Source organism: Actinoplanes sp. NPDC051346, from assembly GCF_040682215.1.
Taxonomy (GTDB): domain Bacteria; phylum Actinomycetota; class Actinomycetes; order Mycobacteriales; family Micromonosporaceae; genus Actinoplanes.
Genome location: NZ_JBFBAJ010000005.1, coordinates 370,851 through 396,256 on the forward strand (window position 1 = coordinate 370,851; position 25,406 = coordinate 396,256).

A 25,406-nucleotide genomic window follows, 5' to 3' on the forward strand; every position below is an offset into this window, starting at 1 on the left:
CTCCCCTGGACGGTCGCATGTCCGACGGAGAAGTGGTCACGCCGTCACACGGCGTCACACTGAAAAGAACGGTGTCATTCGCTTGCCGGTCGCGAAATCGGGTAGATCAGCGTCAGACGGATCGGCGATGATCGCCACGACAGGGAGGGGGGCGCTGATGGAGCGGGGACCCACGGCGCTCTTCGGAGCCATCGTGGCGGTGGGCCTCGGCCCGGCGCTGTGGCTGGGCGCGCAGTTCGGCGACGCGACAGTGACACCGCAGCGGCCGCCCACCGTGATCGTGCAGCAGAACGACGTGTCCGCGCCCGATGGGGGCGCCGGGGCCGGCGACTCGCCGGAAGACGGGCCGAAGGTCGTCCGCAGTGAGCCGAAGGTGCACAACGGCCCGCTGCGCGGCCGGCCGAAGCCCGTGCCGGCGGCGACCTCGTCCTCGCCCACGCCGTCACCGTCCGCCTCGACGACGAGCACGCCTCCCACCGAGTCCACCCGGCCGCCGACCGACGACTCGCAGGAGCCCAGCACCCCGCCGACGGGATCCTCGAGCACCCCGCCCGCCGGTGCGGACCCGGACGAGCCGGATCCGCCCTTGACGGAGGTGGAGAACTCGGCGGAGACCGAGAAGGTCGCCGAGGCCTGAGGCTGGGCGGACAAGCACGTCCACCCAGCCTTTGCCGCGTGCGACGAGGGCTCAGAGCCCGAGGATCCGGTTGAGGATGTCGCGGTAGCCGCGCAGCTGCACCCGCAGCGCCTCGGTGTCGTCGCTGTCGCCGCCCAGATCCTCCTTGCGGGACCTGAGGCTGGCGGTCAGCTTCTCGACGGCCTCGTCGACCAGGCCGGCGGCCTCGGTGGTCGCCTCCTTGGGGCTGTCGACGAAGCGGAGCTGCACCTCACGCCACCGTTCCTGGAAGGCTTGGGCGTCCCCGGCGGCGAAGAAGTTCTCCGGCTGGTCGGTTCCGCGGACCGGTGCCGCCGGCGCCACGACCGGCTCAACCACCTCGGGAGCGGAAGCTGCCTCGGAAACCGGGGCCGAGTCGGCCTCGGGGGCAGAGGTCGCCTCGGGAGCTGTGGTCGACTCGGAGGCCTCCGGCGTCGTCGCGTCCTCGTCGATCACCCTCGGGTCGTCGAAGGTGCCACGATCGTCGAGCGGCACGTCGACCACCTCTTTTTCGCCGTCGCGGCCCTTGGTGGCCGCGCTCGTGTACGTCGTGGTGTTGGTTTCCTTCGGCGACTCCACCGCGTCGTCAGCCGGTGCGACGCCGTGCTCGTCGTCCGTCACCTTCCAGCGGTCGTTGAGCGGGTTGGCGGCTACCCCGCCGCCCACAGTCGACGCGCCGAAGGCGGCCGGCTGCGGGTTCGGCTCGAACTCGGTGCGGTCGGAGTCGCGCACCGTGCCCTTTTCCCGGTCCACGATGGCGTCATCGTCGGCCGCGCTGTCGTTCGCCTCGCCCGGGGAGTCGGACCAGGGGGATGGTGGCCGCTGGCCGGGCACCGCCACCGGCTCCGACTGGACCCGTTCGGGCCGGTCGTCGTGCGCCTGCTCGTCGGCGGACTCGCGGGCGTCGTTGGAGAAGAAACGCATCGTCGCACTCCTCAGCGGCTGGTGGCGTCGGGACGGTGGCCCGCGACGTCGCTGTCGTGGTCATTGATCTTCTGGGACGGCACCTTCGGCTCGGAGGACGGGGCGGCGGCGCCCTCGGTCCGCACCGGATTCTCGCCGAGCAGGTCGGCGAAGAGCGCGCGGTAGTGCACCAGGGCCTGGCGCAGGTCCTCGGTCTCGGCCTCGCCCTTCTTGCTCCGCTCGCTGATCGCGTGGGCGTCGCGGTAGTGCTCGAGCGTCCGCGCGTGGTCGACCGACAGGGTGGCGAGCTGCTCGTCGTGGTCGCCGGTGGGGTAGCCCCGCTCGGCGATCAGCCGGGTCACCAGCTCGTCGGCGGTGGAGACGGCGTGCTCGGGCGCGTCCACGAACTGGATCTGCACCTCTTCCCAGGCGACGGAGTACTTCGCCTTCGACTCCGCCGACAGCGGCTTGAGCTCGAGCTGGGCGTGCCGTTTCTGGCGCTCCTCCAGCTCCCGCTCGCCGGCGGCACGGCTGTCCGCGTCGCCGACGACCCGGTCGTACTCGGGTCCGAACGTATTCTGCAGCTTCTTGCGGCGGCCGGCGCGGACGCCGTACACGACGGCGGCGACCACCAGCAGCGCCAGGACAATGAGAATGATCATGAGAGTGGGGGACATCGGCCTCCTCCTTCTTCACCCGCTGGTATTCCCACCCAACCAGGGTCATCAATCCGATTCGACGGCACGAGGTCAAAACCCTCCGACCGTGTCGTATCCTGCCGGGGGTGCGCAGCTCATCGACGGTCGTTGACGCCTCAACCAACTGTCCACGCGGCGCGCGTTGTCCTGTCCACCCCCGGGGCGGAGTCTGATGAGAAGCCGCAATTGGTCGATCCGCGTGAAGATCCTCGCGTTGGTCGCGGTGCCGCTCGCGGCGTTGCTGGCGCTGTGGGCCTTCGCCACGACGATCACCGCCGGCCCTGCCCTGCATCTGTTGTCGGCGCAGACGCTGCTCGACACGGTGGGCAACCCCGGTGAGGTCCTCATGGGTGAGATCCAGCGGGAACGGCGGGTCTCCGTCCAGTTCCTCGCCGATCCCAGGGCGGCTCCGGCCGCGCTCGACGCCCAGCGCGCCGCCACCGACCGCGCCGCCGCCGAGTTCCGGCGTACGGCCGACGGCGACAAGGCGCGACGGGCGGCCGGCGCGACCCTCGAGTCCCGCATCCGCCAGGTGTTCACCGACCTCGAGGCCCTGACCGCCGCCCGGGACTACATCGACCGGCGCGAAGTGGACCTGGTCGGGGCGCAGAACCTCTACAACGCCATCGTGGACAGCGGCTTTCAGATGTTCGCCGCCACCGCCAACTTCGGTGACGAGACCGTCGACCGGGAGATCCGCGCGCTGATCACGGTCGGCCGCGGCCAGGAGTACCTCAGTCGGATCGACTCCCTGCTCGCCGGCGCCCACGCGGCCGGCAAACTCAGCGAGCAGAGCCGCGCCGAGTTGGTGCAGGCGATCGGCACCGTCCGCTTTCTCTTCGCCCAGGGCGTCGGGGACCTGCCGGAGCGCGACCGGGTGGCATTTCAGCGGCTGAGCGGCGGCGCCGCCTTCAACCGACTGCAGGAATTCCAGAATCAGCTGGTGGCGGTGGCCCGGGCCGACACGCCGCCGCCGGTCAGCGCCGCGGCGTGGCAGTCCGCCTACGACACCACCGCCCAACAGCTGCGCGCCTTCGAGATCAACGCTACCGACTCGCTGGCCGAACAAGCGCGGCCGGTCGCGGCGAACGTGCTGGTCCGCCTCGGTATCGCCGGGCTGCTCGGCCTCGCCGCCCTGATCGCGACCATCGTGGTCTCGGTGCGGGTCGGCCGCTCGATCGTGGGCCGGCTGGGCCGCCTGCGTCGCGAGGCGCTCGAGATGGCGAGCGAGCGGCTGCCCGCGGTGGTCCGGCGCCTCCAGCGCGGCGAGGCCGTCGACGTCGACGCCGAAACCCCGTCCCTGGAGTACGGCCGGGACGAGATCGGCCAGCTCGGTCGCGCCTTCAACGAGGTGCGGCGTACGGCCGTGCAGTCGGCGGTCGAGGAGGCCGCGGTGCGCCGCGGCATCAACGAGGTCTTCCTGAACATCGCCCGGCGCAGCCAGACGCTGCTGCACCGCCAGCTTGCCCTGCTCGACAAGATGGAACGCCGCGAGACCGAGCCGAGTGAGCTCGAGGACCTCTACCGCGTCGACCATCTGGCCACCCGCATGCGGCGGCACGCCGAGGACCTGGTCATCCTGGCCGGCGCCGCACCCGGCCGCGGCTGGCGCAACCCCGTGTCGATGATCGACGTGGTCCGCGGCGCGATCAGCGAGGTCGAGGACTACAAGCGGGTGCACATCGCCTCGATCGAACCGTCCGCCGTGCTGGGTCGCGCCGTCGGCGACGTCATTCACCTGCTCGCCGAGCTGCTGGAGAACGCCACCGCGTTCTCGCCGCCGCAGACCAGGGTCGAGGTGGTCGGCCAGATCCTGCCCAACGGGTACGCCCTGGAGATCGAGGACCGCGGCCTGGGTATGTCCGCCGACGCGATCGCCGAGGTCAATCGCAAGCTCCTCGAGCCGCCGGACTTCGACCCGTCGAACAGCGCCCGGCTCGGCCACTTCGTGGTGGCGCAGCTCGCGGCCCGGCAGGGGTTGCGGGTCTCGCTGCGGCCCAGCGCGTACGGCGGCGTGACCGCGATCGTGCTCATTCCCGGCGAGCTGGTCACGGCCGCCCTGCCCGGCCCCATCGCCCTACCCGGTCCCCTCGCCGGGCCCGCGGCATTGCCGCAGGGCTCGCCCGCGGATCCGGTCACGGCCGCCAATGCCTGGGACCGGCCACGGCCGGAGGAGAACGAGGACGGCGCCGCGCCGCTGCACGGCAGCCCGGTGCCACAGCCGGCGGCCCGGACCGAGGCACACCCGATGACCGGCCCGACGCCCAGCGCCGTCGTCGAAGGGCTGAGCGTCGACGGCCTGGTCCGCCGTCGCCGCACCGTGCCCCGGCGCGATACGGACGAGCCGGCCGCCCCGGCCGCTCACCTGCCGCCCAACCTGACCTCCCCGGCGGGGCTGACGGGCCCGCCCGCGCCGAGCGACGCCACCGCGCAGCTGCCTCTGGTGGCCGGCGACGGCCTGGACGTGGACTGGCCCTCCGGCGGTGATCAGCGCAACGGCCACGGCGGGGACCCGGCGGGTCTGCGGCACGGAGAAGGGCCGGCACTACTGCCCGGCACGCCCCACATTCCGGCGCAACGCGGTCCGTCCGAGCCGGTCTCGCCCGAGCCCGCACCCACTGACCAGGAGCGGCGGCTGCCGCAACGGGTACGGCAGGCCAGCCTGGCGCCGCAGCTGCGCGAGCCGGCCGCCGAGCGTGCGGAGTCCACGACGGTCCGCTCGCCGGAGCAGGTACGCAGCCTGATGAGTGCTCTCCAGCGGGGAACCACCCGAGGGCGCCGGGAGGCGGCCGCCCTCATCGCCGGTTCAGCCGGGGGAGAACCGCCGGAGGCGGCGGTGAGTGAGGCAATCGCAGCAGGTAGTGAGCGATCTGCCGACGAGGGCGACCAGAGCCTCGCCGGAACTGACAAACAGCGGACGGCAGGGCGGCCGCGGTGGTCCGAGGCGGCTACCGTCACGTTCCCGGCCGTGCCGGGTGACGTGGACGGGAGCGACGGCACCGCGGACGGCACTCCCGACGAGAAACACCAGAACCATCGGCCGGATAAGGACACATAAGTGGCAGAGACGAACCAGAGTGCCAACCTCACCTGGCTTCTCGACGACCTCGTCGACCGGGTGCCGTCGGCGCGGCAGGCGGTGGTCCTCTCCGCCGACGGGCTCATGCTGGGTGCGTCGGCCGGCATGGGCCGGGAGGACGCCGAGCACCTGTCGGCGATGGCCGCCGGGTTCCAGAGCCTCGCCAAGGGTGCGAGCCGGCATTTCCGTGCCGGCCCCGTACGCCAGACCGTGGTGGAGATGGAGGACGCCTTCCTCTTCGTCACGGCCGCCGGACTGGGCGCCTGCCTCGCCGTCGTCGCGGGCAGCGACGCCGATCTCGGGCTGATCGCGTACGAGATGGCGATGCTGGTCATCCGGGTCGGCCAGACGATGGACGCGCCAGAGCGGTTCCCAGGGTCCGATGCCCGCTGACCCGAGGCGCGCGCCGCACGACTGGCTGGACTACGACGCGGGGCCGGTCGTGCGTCCGTACGCGATGACGCAGGGCCGGGTAGCACCCGCCGGTGACGAATTCGACCTCGTCGCGTTCGTGGTGGCGACCGTGCCCGGCGCGCCTCCACCGCCGGGCCTGCCGCCGGAGCATCATGCAATCGTCGGCGCGGCGTGGGAGCCCACGTCCGTCGTCGAACTAGCCTCCAAACTGGACCTCTCCATCGGGGTCCTGCGGGTTCTGCTGGGTGATCTACGCTCGGCCGGACTCATTTCGCTCTACGAGCCTCCCGCGGCCTCCCAGCCGCATGACGTCGACGTACTCAAGGCGGTTGTCAATGGACTCCGTGCGCTCTGACCGCGACGGCGCGCGCTCGCACATCCCGGTCGCGCTCAAGATCCTCATCGCCGGCGGCTTCGGTGCGGGCAAGACCACCATGGTCGGCTCGGTCAGCGAGATCCGGCCGCTGCAGACCGAGGAGGTGCTCACCGGTGCCGAGGGCTCCGACGACACCTCCGGCGTCGAGGCCAAGCGCACCACGACGGTGACGATGGACTTCGGTCGCATCACCATCACCGACGACTTGCAGCTCTATCTCTTCGGTACGCCGGGCCAGGACCGCTTCTGGTTCCTCTGGGACGAGCTGTCCTCCGGCGCGCTGGGTGCGGTGGTGCTGGCCGACACCCGCCGGCTCGCGGACTGCTTCCCCTCGATCGACTACTTCGAGCAGCGCGGCACTCCGTTCGTGGTGGCGGTGAACTGCTTCGACGAGCGCCGCTTCGGCACGGAGGCGGTGAGCCGGGCCCTCGACCTCGACCCGGACGTCCCGGTGGTCGAGTTCGACGCCCGCGAGCCGCTCGCCGCCCGCAATGTCCTGATCGAGCTGGTCGAGTACGTGGCCCGCCGCCAGCTGCTCGCGGCCGGCTCCCGCTGACCGCCCGTCCGGTTGGTCGCGCGGGTCAATGCGGGTGGTAGGGGCTGTCCCACGGCGCGCCGGCCGGCATCTGGGCCGGCGGGATGCAGATCAGCAGCGATCGGATCCGGCGCAGGATGCGCGCCGGGATCAGCCCCCGCACGACCAGTTCCTCCGGATGTGCGTACGGCCGCTCGTAGCGCCCGATGACGATGCGGTGCGCCTCCGCGGGCCCTAGCCCGGGCAGGCGGGCCAGCTCGTGCACGGGCACGTGGTTGAGGTCGACCAGGCCGCCGTCGTCGAAGTGCCGGATCAGGTCCGGGCGTCCCACCCCCAGCTGCCGCGCCCGGATCGGGTCGAAGGCGGCGAACTGGCGGGACTGCTCGCGCAACATACGGTCGCGGGGGGTGTCGCCCGGGTGCCCCGCCAGGATGCCGCCGTGGATCGCGGCCGCCGCGGTGATCGCGAGGAGCATCAGGAAGCCGATCGCCTCGGTGTCGCTCAGTTCGGCACTCTCCACCGGTGACGGGTCGATCGTCAGGACCACGAAGGCGGCCACGAGCAGGAGCGCGTATCCGCCGGCCACGACGAACTGGCGCCGGTCGTGGCGTCGGAGGCCGGCGTACACGAAATAGATCCAGCTGCCGAACGAGCACACGATGATCGGCAGCAGGGCGGCGACGATCACCTCGAAGATGGGGAAACGTCTCTTCTGCGCCGGTGCCCACGGCAGCGGGGGCGGCGCGAGCGGGGTCGGGCTCCAGGCCGGGGGCGGGGTCGAGACGGTCAGGTCCGTGGGCGCGTACCGCTGGCCGAGATCCAGGTGGGCGGATGCCGGCACCGGGATGTCGTCGCTGTCGGACCACGGGTCGACCGGCTCCGAGTAGAAGGCCTCGCCGCGCAGGATGCGCCGGTGGGTCTCCTGCATCTTCTCGCCGGGCTCGACGCCGAACTCCTCGAGGAAATACTCCCGGGCATCGCGGTACGCGGCCAGCGCCTCGGCCTGGCGGCCGCCCTGGTGCAGGGCGATCATCAGCTGCGCCCGCAGGCCCTCGCGCAGCGGGAACTCCTCGACCAGCCGGACGAGATCGGGCATGACGCCGGTGTGGTTGCCGCGCGCCAGCTCGGCGTCGGCCCACTTCTCCCAGGCCCTGGCCCGGGCCTCGGTGAGCCGGGTACGGGCCGCGTCGAAGACCGGGCCGGTCAGTCCGGCGAGCGCCGGCCCGCGCCACAGGTCGAGCGCCCGCCGCAGGGTGTCCGCCGCCTCCACGAGCTGCCCGGACCCGCGCTGGTCCGCGGCCTCGGCCAGGGCGGCCTCGAACCGCTGCGCGTCCAGGGCCTCCGGTGCGGTCCGGAGGACATAGCCGCCGCCGCTGAGGGCGAGCAGTTCTCCCGGCGTACGCGGGGCGCGGCCGGGATCGAGCACCCGGCGCAACCCGGCGACGTACTTCTGAACGACGTTCGCCCCGTTCTCCGGGGGTTCGTCGCCCCACACGGCGTCGACGATCTTCTCGACCGGCACCGGCTGTCCCGCGTCCAGCAGCAGGACGGCGAGGACCGCCCGCTGTTTCGCCGGCCCCAGGTCGAGCACCTCGCCGCCGCGTGCCGCGCTCACCTCGCCCAGGATCGTGAAGGTCAGCGGGGGATCAGGCGGCGTTTCCATCCCGCTAACCCTCCCTTGACCAGCGCAAATGTTCCACGGCAGCGACACGGCAGCGAAACCGCGGCCGGCAGCAGCATAACGACAGCGGCACCGCAGCACGGTGCTGCAGGCTGCTCGTCGTTCGCCGGTGACGGACCGCCGGGACGCTCTTCACACCACATGAGGGACGACGAGATGAACGTTCGTAAGACGCGACTGGCCGCAGCGCTGCTCGCCGTCGGTGCCCTTGCCGGCGGCTGCGGGATCGCGGAATCGGTCACGACGCCGACCGCGACGCCGGCCTCGTCCGCGCCGCCCGAGCCCAGGGAGCAGCTTCTCGACGCCGTGCCCGGCGCCACCGCCGGCGCCTTCGCGTTCCGGATCGAGGGCGGCACGCAGCCGATGCGGGGTGTGCTGGACGCCGCGAACAAGAGGCTCCGGATCGACCTCGCCCACAAGGACCCGGAGCTGGGCTTCACCATCACCATGAACTTCCTCGTGGTGCAGGAGCGGTCCTGGATCAAGGTCGCCGTCAAGGGCGCGGAGGGCCTCACCGGAATGCCCGATTTGCCGAAGAAGTGGATGAGCCTCGATCCTGACAAGATCAAGGACAAGGACGCCGCGCCGCTGGCGTACGACGGCGAGACCGACCCGGGTGAGGTGGGTGCCGTGCTGCGGGCGATCGTCGACGTCAAGCAGACCGGCACCGGTAAGTACGCCGGCACCACGGACCTGAGCCGGCAGGGCGAGGCCGAGATCGTCGACGAGGCCACCCTCGCCGCGCTCGGCGACCGGGCCGAGGCGGTGCCGTTCGAGGCGACCGTCGATGGCCAGGGCCGGCTGACCAGCATGATCGTCCGGATTCCGGCGGCGGGCAAGGCCAAGGCCAGCCGCTACGAGGTCACCTACGACGGGTACGGCAGCACCGACTCGCCGTCCGAGCCCGCGGCCGACAAGCAGCAGCCGGCGACCGAGGAGGCATACGAGATGGTCAATTCCTAAAGGTCGCACCGAGACACCGCCGGGCGGCGGTCGCGTGGGTCAACGGGGGTCCGCGCGCCCGCCGCATTTGTGTGGTGGGATCGGGGTATGGGTGCCAACGACGAATTCGTGTTCCTCGGTTGTTACACGGGTGAGACTTCAGGCCAGGGCGAGGGCATCGTCCTGCTGCGGCGGGACGGGGCGACCGGGTCGCTGACCCGGCTGGGCGTCGCCGCCCGCACCCCGTCGCCGTCCTTTCTGGCACAACACCCCACGCTGCCCGTGCTGTACGCGGTCAACGAGCTGGATTCCGGCACGGTCAGCGCCTTCGCGGTCGCCGGGGACGCCTCCCTCTCCCCGTTGGCCGTGCAGTCGACGGGTGGCTCGGCGCCCTGTCACCTCGCGGTGTCGGCGGACGGCCGCCATCTGCTGGTCGCCAACTACGCCAGCGGGGACGTGGCCGTGCACCCGCTGGACGCCGACGGCGTGCCGGGCGAGCGCTCCGACCTGCTGAACTTCGACGGCAAGGGTCCGGTGGCCGACCGACAGGAGGGTCCGCACGCGCACATGGTCGCGCCCGACCCGAACGGTCCGGAGGTCCTCGTCTGCGATCTCGGCTCGGACCGGGTGTGGCGCACCCGGCTCGATCCGGTCTCCGGTCGGCTCACGCTGGTGGGGCCGGCGGTCGTCGCGGAGCCCGGCACTGGTCCCCGGCATCTGTTGCGGACCAGGGACGCGCTGCTCGTGGTCGGCGAGCTGGCCGGGGACCTGAGCTGGTTCCACCCCGGCGACAGCGGCGCCCTGGAGCGTTCCGGCGGCCACCCGACGAGCGCGGCGGACGAAACCGACGCTGCCCGGCAGAACCAGCCCTCGGAGCTCGTCGCGGGGCGCGACGGCCGCTTCGTGTACGTGGCCAACCGGGGCCCCGACACCGTCGCGGTCTTCGCGTGGGAGCCCCAGGGCGGCACGCTCGTGGCCGAGGTGGCGACCGGCGGCGAGGGCCCGCGGCACGTCGCGCTGGTGGCCGATCACCTGTACGTAGCAAATGAACGTTCACATTCCGTAACAAGTTTTCGGGTGGACGCCGACTCCGGCATTCCGCGGGCGCACGGCGAGCCGGTTTCCACGGGAAGTCCGACCTGTCTCCTGCGGTGGACTCCGGTCGTTGCCCGGTAAAGGATCCCGAGGAAGGAGCCGGACACCGTCGGAGTGTCGTGATCTTCGGGGGATAAACGGCAAGGCAGGCGGGGGTGCCGCCACGCACCGAGAGGGAAACATCACGCTGAGTTAATTGAGTAAGCGGAATTTCCAATCCGAGTAAGTTTCGTCCGAACGTATATGGCATTCGGCTCGACGGATGCGCAGTATGGAGCGCGTGTCAGGCCGTCATCGCAGAAACTTCACGCTCCGAGGAGCCGGCGTCGTCGCGTCTGCGATGGCGATAGTCGTAGTCCTCGCCGGAACCTGGCTGGGCTACCAAAAGCTCGCCGACAACAGCTGCTCGGGACAGATCAAGCTCAGTGTCGCCGCGGCGACCGAGATCGCGCCCGCCGTCGAACGCGCCGCCCAGCAGTGGACCACCGGGGGCGCGCAGGTCAACGGCACCTGTGTCGCTGTCACGGTCACCGGCGTCGCCTCGGGCACCATGGCCTCGGCGATCGCGTCCAAGCACGGCGTCACGCTCACCGGCCTCGGCGCCGCCAGCAAGACCGCCCTGCCGGACGTCTGGATCGCCGACTCCAACACCTGGCTCATGCGCCTGCGCTCGGAGGCCTCCGGCTTCTCGCCGACCGACGGCAAGTCCGTCGCCACCAGCCCGGTGGTCGTCGCCATGCCGAAGAAGATCGCGGAGGGCATCGGCTGGCCCACCCGCAAGCTCGGCTGGAACGACCTGCTCAAGAAGATGACCACCGGAAACTCGCTGCGGACCGGCATCGTCGAGCCGACCCGGGACGCCGCGGGCCTGGCCGGCCTGCTCGCCCTGGGCAGCGCCGCCGGCGGCGGTCTGGAGGGCAAGGCCCGGCAGGTCGGCGCGTTGCGGGCCCTCGCGGCCGGCAGCTCATCGCTGCGCGAGGACCTGCTTCAGAAGTTCCCCCGCTCGGACGACCCGGCCGACCTGGCCGGCAGCATCGGCGCGGCGCCGCTGTCCGAGGAGGACGTCGTGGCGTACAACGCGGACAATCCGACGGTGCCGCTCGCGGCGCTCTACCTGGACCCGCAGCCACCGTCGCTGGACTACCCCTACCTGGTCATGCCCGAGGCCGACCTGACCAAGTCGGCGGCCGCCACGGGCCTGCGCGAGGCGCTGCAGCAGACGAGCTTCAAGAACGAGCTCGCGAAGGTCGGACTCCGCGCACCGGACGGCACCTGGGGCGCCGGCTTCGCCGCTCCCACCGGCGCGCCGGAGGCAACCCCGGGGGCCACGGCCCCGACGACCGGCACCCAGGGCGCCGGCGCCGCCGGCCTCGACGCCGGCTCGATCAACCGGGCGCTGGGCAGCTGGGCGGCCATCACGCTGCCGGGCCGGGTGCTCGCCGTCTTCGACGTGTCGGGCTCGATGAAGACAAAGGTGCCCACGGCCGGCAACATCGACCGCGCCGCGGTGACCCGGGCCGCCGCCCTGCAGGGTCTCACCCTCTTCGACGACAAGTGGGAAGTCGGCACCTGGGTGTTCTCCACCAACATGGACGGCGACAAGCCGTACAAGGAGATCGTGCCGATCACGCCGCTGACCTCGGGGCGGGCGAAGCTGCAGGCCTCGGTCTCGTCGATCACTCCCAAGGACGGCGGCAACACCGGTCTGTACGACACGGCGCTGGCCGCGTACAAGTCGGTGCAGCAGGGCTGGGTGCCCGGCCGGGTCAACACGGTGCTGCTCTTCACCGACGGCAAGAACGAGAACGCGGACGGCATCTCGCGGGCGACTCTGATCTCCGAGCTCAAGAAGCTCAACGACCCCACGAAGCCGGTGCGCATGGTGATCGTCGGTATCGGCACCGGCGTCGACGCCGGCGAGCTCGAGGCGATCACCGCCGCGACGAGCGCCGGCGGCGTCTTCATCGCCCCGGACCCGGCGAAGATCTCGGACATCTTCCTCGAGGCGATCTCCTCGCGCTCCGGCGCACGCTGATCCGATCGAGAAGCCGCTCCGTCCCTCAAGGGGGGCGGGGCGGCTCAGTGTCGAGGACCGGTCCAGTCGAGGCAGACGGCGACCGCGTCGTCCTCGAGGTCCGCGCTCACGAAGGCCCGCAGATCACCCAGCAGCGAGCGCACCGCCTGCAGCGGGGCCAGTGACGCGGTACGCCGTACGAAGCGGTGCAGCGCCATGTCGCCGTACCGTCCGGTCTCCCCGGCGGCGTCGGCCACCCCGTCGCTGACGATGAAGAGCCGGTCGCCGCAGACCAGCTGCAGCGTGCGGGTCTCGTAGTCCGACGCCTCGAACATGCCGAACGGAAACTGTGGCTCCAGCGGCTGGTCTATGACCTCGCCGACCCGCAGCACCATCATCCGGGGCGACCCGGTGTCGACGATCGTCAGCTCGCCGGACCGCGGGTCCAGCTCCAGCAGGAGCGCGTCCACGTGCGCCTCGCCGCGATGCTGGGAGAAGATCGCCTGATCGGTCAGGGCGGCCTGGTCGGCCAGGTTGAGCCCGGCGCGGCGGGCGTTGCGCAGGGCGTTCACCGCCAGCGAGCTCAGCAGGGCGGCAGTCACACCCTCGCCCATGCCGTTCAACACGGCCACGAAGAGCCTGCCGTCGTGCTCGGCCCAGTCGAAACCGTCGCCGCGGACGGCGTACGCCGGCTCGAGCTGGCCCGCCAGGCTGAACTCGGGCTCGACCCGGCATCGTCCGGGCAGCAGCTCCCACTGCATCTCCGCGGCCAGGGTCAGCCGCTGGGTCCGGGCGGCCACGGCATAGCGGTCGGTGCCCGCCCCCGCCGCCTTCAACTCGTGCGCGAGCAGGGTCGCGATCTCGGCCAGCTCGGCCCGCTCCAGCTGCGACGACGGTGCGGGGGAGTGGCGCAGCACCCCCATCCGCTCGCCCCGCGCGGTCACCGGCAGGTAGCTGACCAGCCCCGCCGTGACCTCGACCTGATGATCGAAGCACCGCCACGCGGGGTCGCCCGGGCGCGTCACGGGCGGGCCGCTGAAGAGGGGGAGCAGGGCGGCGAGCCGATAGTCGACCAGGAGCAGCTCGAGGTCGCCGGCGGCGTATTCCTTGGCCACGACCTCGGCCAGGCACTCCACCACTCGATCGGCGGGAGCGTCCGCCAGGGCGCGTCGTACGGCGGTCAGCCGTTCTGACACGCTTCACCCCCTGACACGTGCATCGTACGGGTAGTCTCTGCTGCACCATGGGCGAACACCATGGGCCGGATGGGCCACTCCATGCCGCGGCGGTCGACGACGCCGCGCCCGCCTTGCTGGCCGCCTGGGACGCCGCCCGCGAGCGCGCCACCCCCCGCTTGTCCTGGCCGCAGCTCAACGCCCTGTTGGTGGTCGAGCGCCAGGAGGGTGTCAATCTGCGCGGCCTGGCCGGCGAGCTCAAGATGATCCTTTCCTCGGCGAGCCGGCTGTGTGACCGCCTCGTCGCGTCGGGCATGGTGGAACGGGTTCCCGGCCGCGTCGACCGCAGGGAGATTGCGCTCTATCTGACGCCGTCGTCGCGGCAGCTGCTGGACGATCTCCGCAGGACCCGCCGCGAGATCCTCGGCGAGGTGCTGGGCCGGATGAGCACCGCGGGTCGCGCGGCGCTGATCCGCGGTCTCACCGAGTTCAGCGCGGCCGCGGCCAGCGCCGAGGGTGAATCGCAGGCGCGCACGGCGTAGGTCGCCCCGCGCTCCGCGCGAGACAGTGGCGGTCGATGCCCGAGATACTGCGAGCAACGCACACGTCGGTCTCGCCCCCGTGGAGGTAGCCGTGCCGCTCCAGCCCACCCGCGACGACAAGTTCTCCTTTGGCCTCTGGACCGTCGGATGGCAGGCCCGTGACCCCTTCGGCGACGCCACCCGTGGCCCCCTCGACCCGGTGGAGGCGGTGCACAGGCTTTCCGAGCTGGGCGCGTACGGCATCACCTTCCACGACGACGACCTGGTGCCGTTCGGATCCACCGTGCACACCCGCGACGGGATCATCGCCGGCTTCCGCAAGGCGCTCGAGGAGACCGGCATGGTCGTGCCGATGGTGACCACCAACCTGTTCACCCATCCGGTGTTCAAGGACGGCGGCTTCACCAGCAACGACCGTGGCGTGCGCCGCTACGCGCTGCGCAAGGTGCTGCGCAACATGGACCTCGCCGCCGAGCTGGGCGCGAAGACCCTCGTGCTGTGGGGCGGCCGGGAAGGCGCCGAGTACGACGTCGCCAAGGACGTCCACGCCGCCCTCGACCGTTACCGCGAGGCTCTCGACCTGCTCGCGCGGTATTCCGAGGACCAGGGCTACGGCCTGCGGTTCGCCATCGAGCCGAAGCCGAACGAGCCGCGGGGCGACATCCTGCTGCCCACCGCCGGGCACGCCATCGCGTTCCTGCACGAGCTCGAACGCCCCGAGCTGTTCGGGATCAACCCCGAGGTCGGGCACGAGCAGATGTCGAACCTGAACTTCGCCCACGGCGTCGCCCAGGCACTCTGGCACGGCAAGCTGTTCCACATCGACCTCAACGGCCAGCACGGCCCCAAGTTCGACCAGGACCTGGTCTTCGGCCACGGCGACCTGCTCAACGCCTTCGCGCTGGTCGACCTGCTGGAGCACGGCACGCCCGGTGGCGGTCCCCGCTACGACGGACCCCGGCACTTCGACTACAAGCCGTCGCGCACCGAGGACTACCCGGGGGTCTGGGCGTCGGCCGCGGCGAACATGCGGATGTACCTGCTGCTCAAGGAACGGGCCCAGGCCTTCCGGGCGGACCCGGAGGTGCGGGCGGCGCTCGCGGAGTCCGGGGTGCCCGAGCTGGCCCGGCCGACCCTGAGCGAGGGCGAGACCTACCGGGACCTGCTTGCCGACGAGAGCGGGTTCGACGTCGACGCGGCCGGCGCGCGTGGCTACGGGTTCGTGCGGCTGCACCAGCTGGCCGTCGACCACCTCCTTCGGGCCTGAGGGGACGTCATGCCTCTCGTCGCCGGGATCGACAGCTCCACGCAGTCCTGCAAGGTCGTCATCCGCGATGCCGCGACCGGCGAACTGGTCCGGCAGGGGCGCGCGAGTCATCCCGACGGCACGGAGGTGCACCCCGACGCCTGGTGGTCCGCCCTGCGCCAGGCCGTCGCGGAGGCGGGTGGCCTGGACGACGTCGCCGCCGCCTCCGTGGCCGGCCAACAGCACGGCATGGTCGTGCTCGACGAGGACGGCGAAGTGGTCCGCCCGGCGCTGCTGTGGAACGACACCCGCAGTGCCGGCGCCGCCGCCGAGCTGATCGCGGACCTGGGCGGCGGCGACGCCGGCCGTCGCGCGTGGGTCGACGCGGTCGGCATCGTCCCGGTCGCCAGCTTCACCCTCACCAAGCTGCGCTGGCTGGCACGCCACGAACCGGACGCCGCGAGTCGGGTCGCCGCGGTGTGCCTGCCGCACGACTGGCTGACCTGGAAGCTGTCCGGGGCCGCCGGCCTCGACACCCTGCGCACCGACCGCAGCGACGCCAGCGGCACCCTCTACTGGTCCGCCGTGACCGGCGAATACCGCCCCGACCTGCTGGAGCTCGGCTTCGGGCGGCGCGTCCACACGCCCGAGGTGCTCGGCCCGACCGGCGTCGCCGGCCGCCTGCCGTCCGGCGCCCCCCTGGGTCCGGGCGCCGGCGACAACGCCGCCGCGGCCCTGGGGACCGGCGCGCTGCCCGGAGACGTCGTGATCTCCATCGGTACGTCCGGCACGGTGTTCGTCTCCTCCGATGTGGCCCCCGACGACCCGAGCGGGACGGTGGCCGGGTTCGCCGACGCCACCGGCCGGTTTCTGCCGATCGTGGTCACCCTCAACGCGGCCCGGGTCCTCGACGCGGCGGCCAGGCTGCTCGGCGTCGACCACGCGGAGCTTTCCCGGCTCGCGTTGACGGCGCCGGCCGGGGCGGACGGGTTGGTGCTGATCCCGTACCTGGAAGGTGAGCGCACCCCCGACCGGCCCGACGCCACCGGCGCGATCCACGGCCTCACCCTGCGCACCTCGGATCCCGCCCATCTGGCCCGGGCGGCCGTCGAGGGCATGCTGTGCGCGCTCGCGGACGGGCTGGACGCCCTGGTCGCGCGGGGTGCCGCCGCCAACCGGGCGGTGCTCGTCGGCGGCGGCGCGCGCAGCCTCGCCGTCCGCCGGATCGCCCCCGCGCTATTCGGGCTGCCGGTGCTGGTCCCCGCGCCGGGTGAATACGTCGCGGACGGCGCTGCCCGCCAGGCCGCCTGGGTCATCGCCGGCGGCGACGCACCCCCCACCTGGCCGGCGGGAAACACCGAGCTGTACGAGGACGACAGCGTCCCCGTGATCCGGGAGCAGTACGCGGCGGCCCGGGACAGCGTCATCACCCGGACGGCCCGCTAACCTTCTGCGGTGAACAAGGGCGGTCCGGCACATCGCACGTACAGCGTGGTGGTGTTCGTCGTCCTCGCATCGCTCGACAACGTCGCCATCGGCCTCGTCCCCCCGCTGTACGGCAGCATCGGCGCGGACTTCGGCGTCGGCGAGGGGCACATCGCGCTGGCCACCACGGTCATGTTCCTCCTCAGCGCCATCGCCGCGATCGGCTGGGCGTACGCGGGCGATCGCACCAACCGCAAGCCGGTGCTCATCGCCGGCACCGCGATCTGGGTGCTCGGCACGGCCTGGTCCGGACTGGCCGGCGGCTACCCGTCGTTCCTGCTGTCGCAGGTCCTCGCCGCCATCGGCCTCGGCGGCGTCGCCAGCGTCAGCTTCTCGGTGGTCAGCGACCTCATCTCGCCGCGGCGCCGAGGCCTGGTGATGAGCTTCTGGGGGCTGGCGCAGGGTGCCGGCACGCTCGGCGGCACGATGGTGGGCGGCCTGCTGGGCGCCGGAGACTGGCGCCGGCCGTTCCTGGTGGTCGCGGCCGCCGGCGTGGTGGCGGCGATCGCCTACGTGTTCACCTACAACGTGCCGCGCGGCGACAGCCAGCCCGAGCTGCGAGGTGTCGAGTACGACGAGCGCATCCACCACGATCATCTGCCTCGGATCCTGGCGCGGCGCACCAACATCTGGCTGATCTTCCAGGGACTCTCCGCGCAGATCGCGTTCGGCTCCCTGGTGTGGCTTCCGGTGCTGTTCCGGGCGAGGGCCGAGGACCAGGGCTACTCGACGTCCACCGCGATCATCGTGGGCAGTGTCTTCGCCAGCCTCTTCCAGCTCGGCGGCACCCTGTCGGTCTTCGGAGGGCTCATCGGGGACCGCCTCCAGCGCCGCACGCCCCGCGGCCGGGCGCTGGTCGCCGCGGTCGGGGTGCTGGCCGCCGTACCGTTCTACGTGGTGCTCTATTTCGTGCCGCTACGCATCGACGTCCCGGACGGCGGCAGCACCGGGGAGGTGATCCGCGCCGTCCTCGCCGACGTGCTGACCGATCCGATCGCCGGCCTCAGCCTCGCCACCGCGGTTTTCGCCCTCGCGTTGACCTCCGCGAACTCGCCCAACTGGTTCGCGATGATCGCCGACGTCAATCCGCCCGAGCACCGCGGCACGGTCTACAGCCTGGGCAACCTGGCGAACGGCGTGGGCCGCGCCGGCGGCAACGCGCTCGTCGGGGTCGCCTTCCGCTCTCTGTCGGGCGCCTTCCCGCCCCCGCTGAACTACGCGGTCGGGCTGGCGGCGTTCCAGTTCTTCTTCATCCCCACCGGAATCATGTACTGGCTCGCGAGCCGGACGGTGGCCAGGGACATGGCGGACACCCATGCGAGCCTGGCCACCTATGCGGATCATGGGCACGTGAGCCGGGAAGCGCCCCCTACGCACGCGCCCAGACCGTGACGTCCTGCGGCACCCGGCCGTCGGAGGTCAGCGGCTCGCTGGTCAGCAGCACCCGGGCGCCCAGCGGCAGCTCGGCCGGCGTGGTCCCGAAGTTGGTCAGGACCACCAGGTCGCCGTTGCGGAACGCCAGCACGTCGGCGGGGGTGTCCAGCCAGGTCAGCGTGCCCGAGCCCAGCGCGTGCGTGGCCCGCAGCCGCAGCGCCGAGCGGTAGAGCTCGTACGTCGAGCCCGGCACGTCACGCTGGCGGTCGAGGGCGTACTCGGCCCAGGAGGCCGGCTGGGGCAACCAGCTCGCGTCGGTGGGGCCGAAGCCGTACGAGGGGGCGTCCGCCTCCCACGGGATCGGCACCCGGCAACCGTCCCGTCCCCGCTCGGCATGTCCGGAGCGTTCCCACGCCGGGTCCTGCCGGAGCTCGTCCGGAATCTCGGTGTGCTCCGGCAACCCCAGCTCCTCGCCCTGGTAGAGGTAGGCCGAGCCGGGCAGCGCGAGCATCTGCATCGAGGCGGCCCGGGCCCGGCGCAGCCCCAGCGGCGCGTCCGGCTGCGGGTCGTCCACGCCGATGCCGAGCCGGCGCGGCTCGCCCACCGGATAGCCCAGCCGGGTCGCGTGCCGCACCACGTCGTGGTTGGAGAGCACCCAGGTGGTCGGGGCGCCGACCGCGGCGTTGGCGCTGGTCGTGGAGTCGATGACCCGGCGCAGCGGGTCGGCGGACCACGGGGTGTCGAGGTACTCGAAGTTGAACGCCTGGTGCATCTCGTCCGGCCGGACGTAGTGCGCGAGCCGCTCCGCGGGCTGCACCCACGCCTCGGCGACGAGGATCCGATCACCCTCGTACGACTCCAGCACCGCCCGCCATTGCCGGTAGATGTCGTGCACCTCGTCCTGGTCCCACATCGGTGGCGGCGGGGCACCCTCCGGGGCCAGGCCGCCGAGGATCATCTCGCTCGCGTACTCGTACTCGGCGAGATCGGCGTCCTTGATCAGGCCGTGTGCCACGTCCACCCGGAAGCCGTCGACTCCCCGGTCGAGCCAGAAGCGCAGGATCGCCTCGAACTCGGCCCGTACCTGATCGGAGCCCCAGTTCAGGTCGGGCTGGGAGACGTCGAACAGGTGCAGATACCACTGGCCGTCGGCCACCCGCTCCCAGGCGGGGCCGCCGAAGACGCTGCGCCATCCGTTCGGCGGCTCGGCGCCGTCCGGCCCGCGGCCGTCGCGGAAGATGTAGCGCTCCCGCTCCTGGCTGCCCGGACCGGCGGCCAGCGCGGCCCGGAACCAGGCGTGCTCGCTCGAGGTGTGGTTGGGCACGAGGTCGACGATGACCTTGAGGCGCAGCGATCGGGCCTCGGCGATCAGCTTGTCGGCGTCGTCCAGGTCGCCGAAGCGGGGGTCGACCGAGCGGTAGTCGGAGACGTCGTAACCGGCGTCGTTCTGCGGCGACGGATAGAACGGCGACAGCCAGACCGCCTCCACGCCCAGGTCGCGCAGGTCGCTCAGCCGCGCGGTGATGCCGGGCAGGTCGCCCATGCCGTCGCCGTCGCTGTCGGCGAAGGAGCGCGGATAGATCTGGTAGATGACGGCGCTGCGCCACCAGTCAGTCGGGGAGGGCATGCATCCAGGCTATCCGTCCAGGATGGCGGCAAACCTCTCCTCAGCCAGGTCGAGCTGGTCGAGGATGTGGTCCTTCACGGCCTGCGACAGCGGGGTGTCCGGCCGGCGGACCAGCTCGCGCAGCTTGGGCACCAGCGGCCGGTACTTGATCGCCGAGCTGCGCGCCTTGTCGTCCGTCGTGTGGATCACCCCCAGCCCGTTGTCGGTGAAGTCGCTCACCTTGATGACCCGGGCCCACGGATCGTGCTCGAGGCTGTCCGCCACGTGCGTGCGGTATTGCTCGTGGCGGTCCCGTCCCGGGTCGTACTCCGGGTTGGTGACCGCGCTGACCAGCCCGGCCACCCGCGGGTTGTAGCGCCGGGCCAACTCCTCGAGCGCCGCGTCGGTCAGCTTCTGGTGCCCCAGCGCCGGGGACAGCCCGGCCAGCTCGGCGGGATGGTCCTCGACCGCGTCGTGCAGCAGGGCCGCCGTCAGCACGTCCACGTCCTGGATGCCGTAGTAGCGCACGATGCGGATGGCGACTCGCAGCAGATGGTTGAGGTACGGCTCCCGGACCCGGCGGTCGTCGGCGTGCAACTGGGACGCCAGCTCCAGCGCGTCCTCGAGCTGCCGCCGGTCGCCGTCCGGGAGGCTCTCGATCTCGAGATTGAACCGGTCCCGCAGGCCCGCCTCGCCGAACACCTCGGTGATCGCGTGTAACGGCATCGACAGCAGCATCCTTGGCGCCATCCGAACAGGTATACCGGACGGCGCCGCGGCGTGGGGCCCGGCTCAGGAAGGAACGTTGATCAGCGGCTCGTCGGTGACGGACTTACGCGGCGGTACGGGCCTCGGCGACGGCCGGCTGCCGGGCGTACGCCGGGTGGCCGACAGCGACGCCTGCTTGAGCGACCACGGGTGGTGGTTCTCGGCGTGCACCCCGCGTCGGGGGATGCCGGCTCCGTCGGTGAACTCCTCCTCGGTCATGGCCTGCAGCGCGCTCAGCGCGACCCCGAGGATGGTGGCGGCGCTGACCAGGGTGATGGGCACGATCATCAGCAGGGGCCGGATGCCGGTCGTCGGACCGGTCACGGTGGTGCCGAGCTCCACACCCATGGCCGCCATGCCGGTGTAGTGCATGCCGCAGACGGCGACGGCCATGATCGCCGCGGCGCCGAGCATCGGCGCCCATCCCTTGACGGAGACGGTGAACCACAGGGCCGTGGTGGACGCGACCACCGCGATGACGCCGGAGGCGATGACCATCGGCATGTCGTAGTGGATCGTGCCGACGACGTGCATGCCGGCCATGCCGGTGTAGTGCATCGCCAGCACGCCCGCGCCGGTGAGCACCCCCGCCAGCACGACCCGTGGCAGGCTGCGCCGGCCGTGGCCCACCACCATCAGGCCGAAGCCGACCGCGAGGACGGCCAGGCCGAGGCTGGTCATGGTGAGCATCGGGCTGTAGCGCACCGGACTCTGCGGCACGTCGAAGCCCAGCATCGCGGTGAAATGCATGAGCCAGATGGCGGCGCCGCCGATCGAGAACGCCGCGATGATGAGCCATCGGCTGCGCCGGCCACGAGTACGCGCGGAGCGTGCCCGGCCGGTCGACAGGAGGCCCAGGAAGGACCCGAGCATCGCCACGAGGAAAGAGGCGATCGGGTTGAACGCACCATAGGTGAAGTGATGGACCTCGGCCACAGCCGGACACCTCGCGAAGATCGGGGGGATCGATTCGATGAGGATTCAGCCATGAGTCCGATCTACGACATCGCACTTCGTGTGCGTGTCACTACATAGTGAACCGGGGCCACCGTAGAGCTGCCTGCGAGAGACGGCTCTACGGCGACCCCGGTGCGGGTCGGAGGGCGGGGTCGGGGGTCTAACTGCTGAAGATGCTCACACCGCCGGGGCCCACGAGCAGACCGACGACGATGAGCACGACGCCCCAGAGGATCTGCCGCCGGAACAGCGCGAGGATGCCGGCGACCACGAGTACGACTGCGAGAATCCAGAGCAAAAGTTCCATGGTCAGCTGATACCCGAGTGGCGGAAGTTGAAAACCCGGGTCTACACACGATGGAGGCCCCGTCCCTGAGGGGGCGGGGCCTCGCGGCGCAAATCGGGATCAGGCGGGCACCAGCTCGGCGTCCACATTCTCCGACAGCAGCTGGTAGACGTTGTAGGCCTGCTTGATGACCGCGTGCGCGACGTTGCGGACGGGCACCCCGCCCGGCGTGCGACCCCGCTCCGAGCCGTGGTGCGCGTGCCCGTGCAGGGCCAGTGCGGTCGGCGCCGAGTCGATGGCCTGCCCCAGCAGGTACGACCCCAGGAACGGATAGATCTCCAGCGGCTCGCCCACCAGCGTCTCCGGCACGGGGGCGTAGTGCGTCAAAGCCACGAGGGCATCGCACTCGAGTCCCCGTAGGGCCGCACCGAGCTTCTCCGCGATCGCCTCCGTGGTGCCGATGAAGTTCTTCATCTCGCGCTCGCCGAACGCGCTGGCGCACGCCCCGGCGAACCCGCCACCGAAGCCCTTGGCCCCGGCGATGCCGAGCCGGTGACCGTTGATCTCGAGCACCGTGCCGTCGCCCTCCAGCACGATGATTCCGGCATCGGTGAGCACCCGGGTGACCTCGGCCTCCTGGTCGCTCTGATGGTCGTGGTTGCCGAGCACCACGACGACCGGCACCCCCAGCCCTCCGAACTCGGTCGCCATGCACTTCGCCTCGTCGACCGTGCCGTGGCGGGTGAGGTCGCCCGCGACCAGCAGGGCGTCGGCCACGTCCGGCAGCTTCTCCAGCGCTGGCCGGTAGCGGCCGACGACATCCTTGTCCACGTGGACGTCGCCCACTGCGGCGATCCGGATCATGAAATCTCCTCCACCTCACTGGGCGCCGAGGCGCGCACTATGCCGATGTCACAGGCGATCTCCACGTCCGGGAACCGGGTGTTGATCTGCCGGCAGATCTCGTCGCGGCGCTGGGCGCTCTCGACCTCGCCGCCGAGCACGAGCAGGTGCTCCCGCCGCTGCAGGGTGATGCCCTGCTCGGCGACCGCGCCGGTCTCGGTCAGGAGGCGTTGAATCTCCGCCTCCAGGTATTCGTCGATGTGTGTTGTCATCTCATCCCCCCACGGTCAGCTGTGCGTTACCCGGCTCCGGTACCACCTCGAGGCGGTCCAGCAGTTTCAGGAACGCCTCCGCGTACGGCGACTTCACGGTTTCCCGCCGGACCCGGTCCCAGTCGATCTGCTCACGCAGCGAGCGGGCCACGGGCAGGCCGGTGGCGAAGTCGCAGTAGTGCTGGGTGTAACTGAGCAATTTGTGCACCATCAGCTGGGTCGCCGACAGCACGGGCATGTTGATCGCCTCGACCGGACGCATCACCGTGTCGCGCAGGGTGGCGTCCGTCACCGGCGACTCGACCGGCCGGTAGATCAGATCCACCATCCGGCCGTCGTCGTAGACCTTGACCAGCCAGTCCTCCGGTGGCTGCTCCACCTCGAAACCCACCGCGGACAATTCGTCGAGCGCGCGCTCCTTGTCCTGTTCGCGGATGAGGAAATCGACGTCGTGATCGCTGGAGTGCCCGCCGTGGGCGTACACGGCGAAACTGCCGCCGAGGGCGAACGGGATCTCGGCCTGTTTGAGCACGGAGGCCACCCGTTTGAGCGTGTTCACCAGGCCCTCGTCCACCCGATACGGCATGGCGTCTCCCTGTGTCGTTTGATGTCGTTTCCAGACGGAACGACTACCCCTCACGGCCTCATCTGTAACGCGAGGCGTCCAATGCCCAAGGTCAAATTCCATTACTAAGACCCATTTTGTACGCCCGGAGCGGCTCGTCGCCGAGGAACCGTGGGTGACACCTGCGGCTACCCTCGGTGGGTATGGTTCCCGGACCCGTCCTCGTGCCTGCCTCCGCCGCCTCCGCCCAGCCTCCCCGCACCATCGCCCTCGTCGGCATCGACGGCTCCGGAAAGACGACAAGCGCGCACCTGCTGGCGGCCACGCTGGCGGCTCGCGGGATGCCGGCGAGCTACCGCCGCAACGCCGGAGGCCGGCGCTGGTTCGGCCGGCTCGCCGCCACCCTGGGCCGCCGCGACGGTGAGCATCTGCTGGGCCGCAGGACCATGCTGGTCGTGGAATCCGCGCTGCGCTGGCTGTCGATCCTGCGCACCCTGCTGCGCCGCCGCCTCACCGGCGAGGTCGCCGTCATGGACCGCTACGCCGTATGCCAGTACGCGAGCATCCGGGCCCACGCCAAGACACCCCGCCCGGAGCGCCTCAACCGCGCCGAGCGGCGGGCGAGGCTGGCGTACCGGGTCTTCCCCCGTCCGGACGTGACGTTCCTGCTGGAGGTCGACCCGGCGGTGGCCTACGACCGCATCGAGCGCCGCGGCTACGACCACGAGGAAATGTCCTACCTGCGGGCCGCGGCCGCCGCCTACCGGTCCCTGCCCGAGCACGGCACCTTCGTGGTGATCGACGCGAACGGCACGCCGGAGCAGGTCCAGGCCGCCCTCCTGGCCCACCTGGCCATTCCGCTCCCCGCCGGCGGTCCTACCGAAGCCGAGGTCCCGCCCGCCGGCCGGCCCACCGACGCCGACATCCCGCGCCCTCGTCGCGGTGTAGGTGCCGCGCTGGTCTCACACGCCCGCGCCGCGCTGGTGGCAGTCGCGGCCCTGGCCGCCGCCGCTACCGCCCTGACCCTCCAACTCACCGAGGCCTTCTAACGCCGGGCCCGCCCTATCGCCGGGCCGCCCTAACGCTGGGGCCGGCTTCACGCTGGGCCGGCCTTGCGCTGGGCTCAGGCGTCGCCGAAGACCGGGATGGTCGCGCCGCTGGTTGGTGCCGAGTCGTCGCCGGCGAGGAAGGCGATCACCCGGGCGATGTCGGCGGGGGTGACCCATCGGGCGTGGTTCGCGTCCGGCATTTCCCGGCGGTTGAGCGGAGTGTCGATCACGCTCGGCAGCACCGTGTTCGCCCGTACCCCGTCCTTGCGGTATTCGACCGCGACGGCGTTGGCGAACGCGAGCACGGCCGCCTTGGCGGTGATGTACCCGGCCGCCCCAGGGAAGGGTGCGACCGCGGCCCGGGACGAGACGCACACCACGGAGCCTCCGCCGGCCGCCACCAGGTGAGGCAGCGCGGCCGCCGTCACCAGGTACGTCGGCCGCAAATTCAGCCGCAGCATCGCCTCGAAGTCGTCCACCGGCGTCTCGTGCACCCGAGCGCCCATCGCGAAGCCGCCCACCAGGTTGATCACGGCCGTCAGCGGTGCACCCGGCTCCGCGGCGGCGAGCGCCACGGCCGCGGCGACGTCCTCCGGGACGCCGAGGTCGGCCTCGACGCCGGTCACGCCCGCCGGCAGTCTGCTCGTCGCGCCGGCTCGTACGGGCGCCACCACGCGCCAGCCCGCGTCACGCAGAGTCTCCAGGACGGCGCCGCCGAGCCCGCCGGCTCCGCCCGTCACCACAGCGCTGCGTTCTGTCATAGGGCGCTCCGTCATGCGGTCACCGTAGTCCTCGGCGATCGGGCCCCAATCGGGTCGCCAAGGCCGTTGCGGGGCTGTGTTTTCC

Annotated in this window: 25 protein-coding genes; 13 read left to right on the top strand and 12 right to left on the bottom strand. The window is 71.5% G+C overall.

Going from position 1 to position 25,406, the window contains the following annotated elements:
- The first annotated feature begins 157 nt into the window (after positions 1-157).
- On the top strand, positions 158-637 hold the full coding sequence (locus AB0M36_RS15765) for a hypothetical protein (protein WP_364157444.1): 480 nt from the start codon (positions 158-160) through the stop codon (positions 635-637).
- A gap of 51 nt (positions 638-688) precedes the next feature.
- Here the strand turns inward: AB0M36_RS15765 and AB0M36_RS15770 are convergent, their stop codons facing one another.
- Complete coding sequence (locus tag AB0M36_RS15770; protein ID WP_364157446.1) at positions 689-1,579, bottom strand: hypothetical protein; 891 nt, start codon at positions 1,577-1,579, stop codon at positions 689-691.
- An 11-nt stretch (positions 1,580-1,590) separates the two neighbouring features.
- Positions 1,591-2,235 (bottom strand): hypothetical protein, encoded by a 645-nt coding sequence (locus AB0M36_RS15775; protein WP_364157448.1) that lies wholly within the window; start codon positions 2,233-2,235, stop codon positions 1,591-1,593.
- 193 nt (positions 2,236-2,428) lie between these two features.
- Between AB0M36_RS15775 and AB0M36_RS15780 the strand changes: the two genes are divergently transcribed.
- The 4 genes from AB0M36_RS15780 to AB0M36_RS15795 are packed head-to-tail and all read left to right on the top strand — an operon-like array spanning position 2,429 to position 6,681.
- Entirely contained in the window at positions 2,429-5,314 is a 2,886-nt protein-coding gene (locus AB0M36_RS15780; RefSeq protein ID WP_364157450.1) for a nitrate- and nitrite sensing domain-containing protein, read from the top strand.
- Positions 5,315-5,728: a roadblock/LC7 domain-containing protein gene (locus tag AB0M36_RS15785; RefSeq protein ID WP_364157453.1), complete on the top strand. Its 414-nt coding sequence runs from the start codon at positions 5,315-5,317 to the stop codon at positions 5,726-5,728.
- Positions 5,718-6,104, top strand: a complete 387-nt coding sequence (locus tag AB0M36_RS15790) for a DUF742 domain-containing protein (RefSeq protein ID WP_364157455.1) — start codon at positions 5,718-5,720, stop codon at positions 6,102-6,104. Before AB0M36_RS15785 ends, AB0M36_RS15790 begins: the two co-directional genes overlap by 11 nt.
- The gene (locus AB0M36_RS15795) at positions 6,085-6,681 is read left to right on the top strand and encodes an ATP/GTP-binding protein (protein WP_364157457.1); all 597 of its coding nucleotides are present in this window, start codon (positions 6,085-6,087) and stop codon (positions 6,679-6,681) included. The genes AB0M36_RS15790 and AB0M36_RS15795 overlap by 20 nt, the downstream gene beginning before the upstream one ends.
- A gap of 25 nt (positions 6,682-6,706) precedes the next feature.
- Here AB0M36_RS15795 and AB0M36_RS15800 read toward each other — a convergent pair whose 3' ends face one another.
- Positions 6,707-8,323 (bottom strand): BTAD domain-containing putative transcriptional regulator, encoded by a 1,617-nt coding sequence (locus tag AB0M36_RS15800; protein WP_364157459.1) that lies wholly within the window; start codon positions 8,321-8,323, stop codon positions 6,707-6,709.
- 174 nt (positions 8,324-8,497) lie between these two features.
- Between AB0M36_RS15800 and AB0M36_RS15805 the strand changes: the two genes are divergently transcribed.
- The 3 genes from AB0M36_RS15805 (at position 8,498) to AB0M36_RS15815 (ending at position 12,413) form a co-directional block, all read left to right on the top strand.
- Positions 8,498-9,304 carry a hypothetical protein gene (locus AB0M36_RS15805; protein WP_364157462.1) on the top strand — a complete coding sequence of 269 codons (807 nt, stop codon included), beginning with the start codon at positions 8,498-8,500 and terminating at the stop codon, positions 9,302-9,304.
- 87 nt (positions 9,305-9,391) lie between these two features.
- Complete coding sequence (locus tag AB0M36_RS15810) at positions 9,392-10,459, top strand: lactonase family protein (protein ID WP_364157465.1); 1,068 nt, start codon at positions 9,392-9,394, stop codon at positions 10,457-10,459.
- Between the two features lie 259 nt (positions 10,460-10,718).
- Positions 10,719-12,413 (top strand): VWA domain-containing protein, encoded by a 1,695-nt coding sequence (locus tag AB0M36_RS15815; RefSeq protein ID WP_364157467.1) that lies wholly within the window; start codon positions 10,719-10,721, stop codon positions 12,411-12,413.
- A gap of 44 nt (positions 12,414-12,457) precedes the next feature.
- Here AB0M36_RS15815 and AB0M36_RS15820 read toward each other — a convergent pair whose 3' ends face one another.
- On the bottom strand, positions 12,458-13,588 hold the full coding sequence (locus AB0M36_RS15820; protein ID WP_364157469.1) for a PP2C family protein-serine/threonine phosphatase: 1,131 nt from the start codon (positions 13,586-13,588) through the stop codon (positions 12,458-12,460).
- 47 nt (positions 13,589-13,635) lie between these two features.
- Between AB0M36_RS15820 and AB0M36_RS15825 the strand changes: the two genes are divergently transcribed.
- The 4 genes from AB0M36_RS15825 to AB0M36_RS15840 all read left to right on the top strand — a co-directional run bounded on the left by AB0M36_RS15825 (position 13,636) and on the right by AB0M36_RS15840 (position 18,232).
- Entirely contained in the window at positions 13,636-14,109 is a 474-nt protein-coding gene (locus AB0M36_RS15825) for a MarR family transcriptional regulator (protein WP_364157472.1), read from the top strand.
- A 91-nt stretch (positions 14,110-14,200) separates the two neighbouring features.
- A complete protein-coding gene (xylA, locus tag AB0M36_RS15830) occupies positions 14,201-15,376 on the top strand; it encodes a xylose isomerase (RefSeq protein WP_364157474.1) in 1,176 nt (391 codons plus the stop codon).
- Between the two features lie 9 nt (positions 15,377-15,385).
- A complete protein-coding gene (xylB, locus tag AB0M36_RS15835) occupies positions 15,386-16,801 on the top strand; it encodes a xylulokinase (protein WP_364157477.1) in 1,416 nt (471 codons plus the stop codon).
- Positions 16,802-16,810: 9 nt separating this feature from the next.
- Positions 16,811-18,232 carry an MFS transporter gene (locus AB0M36_RS15840; protein ID WP_364157480.1) on the top strand — a complete coding sequence of 474 codons (1,422 nt, stop codon included), beginning with the start codon at positions 16,811-16,813 and terminating at the stop codon, positions 18,230-18,232.
- On the opposite strand, the gene AB0M36_RS15845 is transcribed toward AB0M36_RS15840, so the two are convergent.
- The 7 genes from AB0M36_RS15845 to AB0M36_RS15875 form a co-directional block, all read right to left on the bottom strand.
- Positions 18,210-19,841, bottom strand: a complete 1,632-nt coding sequence (locus AB0M36_RS15845; protein ID WP_364157483.1) for a glycoside hydrolase family 13 protein — start codon at positions 19,839-19,841, stop codon at positions 18,210-18,212. The two genes, AB0M36_RS15840 and AB0M36_RS15845, sit on opposite strands and share 23 nt — an antisense overlap.
- A gap of 9 nt (positions 19,842-19,850) precedes the next feature.
- Complete coding sequence (locus AB0M36_RS15850) at positions 19,851-20,570, bottom strand: HD domain-containing protein (RefSeq protein WP_364157486.1); 720 nt, start codon at positions 20,568-20,570, stop codon at positions 19,851-19,853.
- 42 nt (positions 20,571-20,612) lie between these two features.
- Positions 20,613-21,524, bottom strand: a complete 912-nt coding sequence (locus AB0M36_RS15855; protein ID WP_364157489.1) for an MHYT domain-containing protein — start codon at positions 21,522-21,524, stop codon at positions 20,613-20,615.
- Between the two features lie 181 nt (positions 21,525-21,705).
- A complete protein-coding gene (locus tag AB0M36_RS15860) occupies positions 21,706-21,852 on the bottom strand; it encodes a GPGG-motif small membrane protein (protein WP_364157492.1) in 147 nt (48 codons plus the stop codon).
- Between the two features lie 99 nt (positions 21,853-21,951).
- Positions 21,952-22,695, bottom strand: coding sequence for a metallophosphoesterase (locus tag AB0M36_RS15865; RefSeq protein ID WP_364157495.1), 744 nt, complete (start codon positions 22,693-22,695; stop codon positions 21,952-21,954).
- A complete protein-coding gene (locus tag AB0M36_RS15870; RefSeq protein WP_364157498.1) occupies positions 22,692-22,946 on the bottom strand; it encodes a hypothetical protein in 255 nt (84 codons plus the stop codon). Before AB0M36_RS15870 ends, AB0M36_RS15865 begins: the two co-directional genes overlap by 4 nt.
- 1 nt (position 22,947) lies before the next feature.
- Positions 22,948-23,532, bottom strand: a complete 585-nt coding sequence (locus tag AB0M36_RS15875) for a nucleotidyltransferase (RefSeq protein WP_364157501.1) — start codon at positions 23,530-23,532, stop codon at positions 22,948-22,950.
- Between the two features lie 182 nt (positions 23,533-23,714).
- On the opposite strand from AB0M36_RS15875, the gene AB0M36_RS15880 reads away from it, so the two are divergent.
- The gene (locus AB0M36_RS15880) at positions 23,715-24,560 is read left to right on the top strand and encodes a thymidylate kinase (protein ID WP_364157504.1); all 846 of its coding nucleotides are present in this window, start codon (positions 23,715-23,717) and stop codon (positions 24,558-24,560) included.
- Positions 24,561-24,634: 74 nt separating this feature from the next.
- On the opposite strand, the gene AB0M36_RS15885 is transcribed toward AB0M36_RS15880, so the two are convergent.
- Entirely contained in the window at positions 24,635-25,321 is a 687-nt protein-coding gene (locus AB0M36_RS15885; protein WP_364157507.1) for an SDR family NAD(P)-dependent oxidoreductase, read from the bottom strand.
- Between the last annotated feature and the right edge of the window lie 85 nt (positions 25,322-25,406).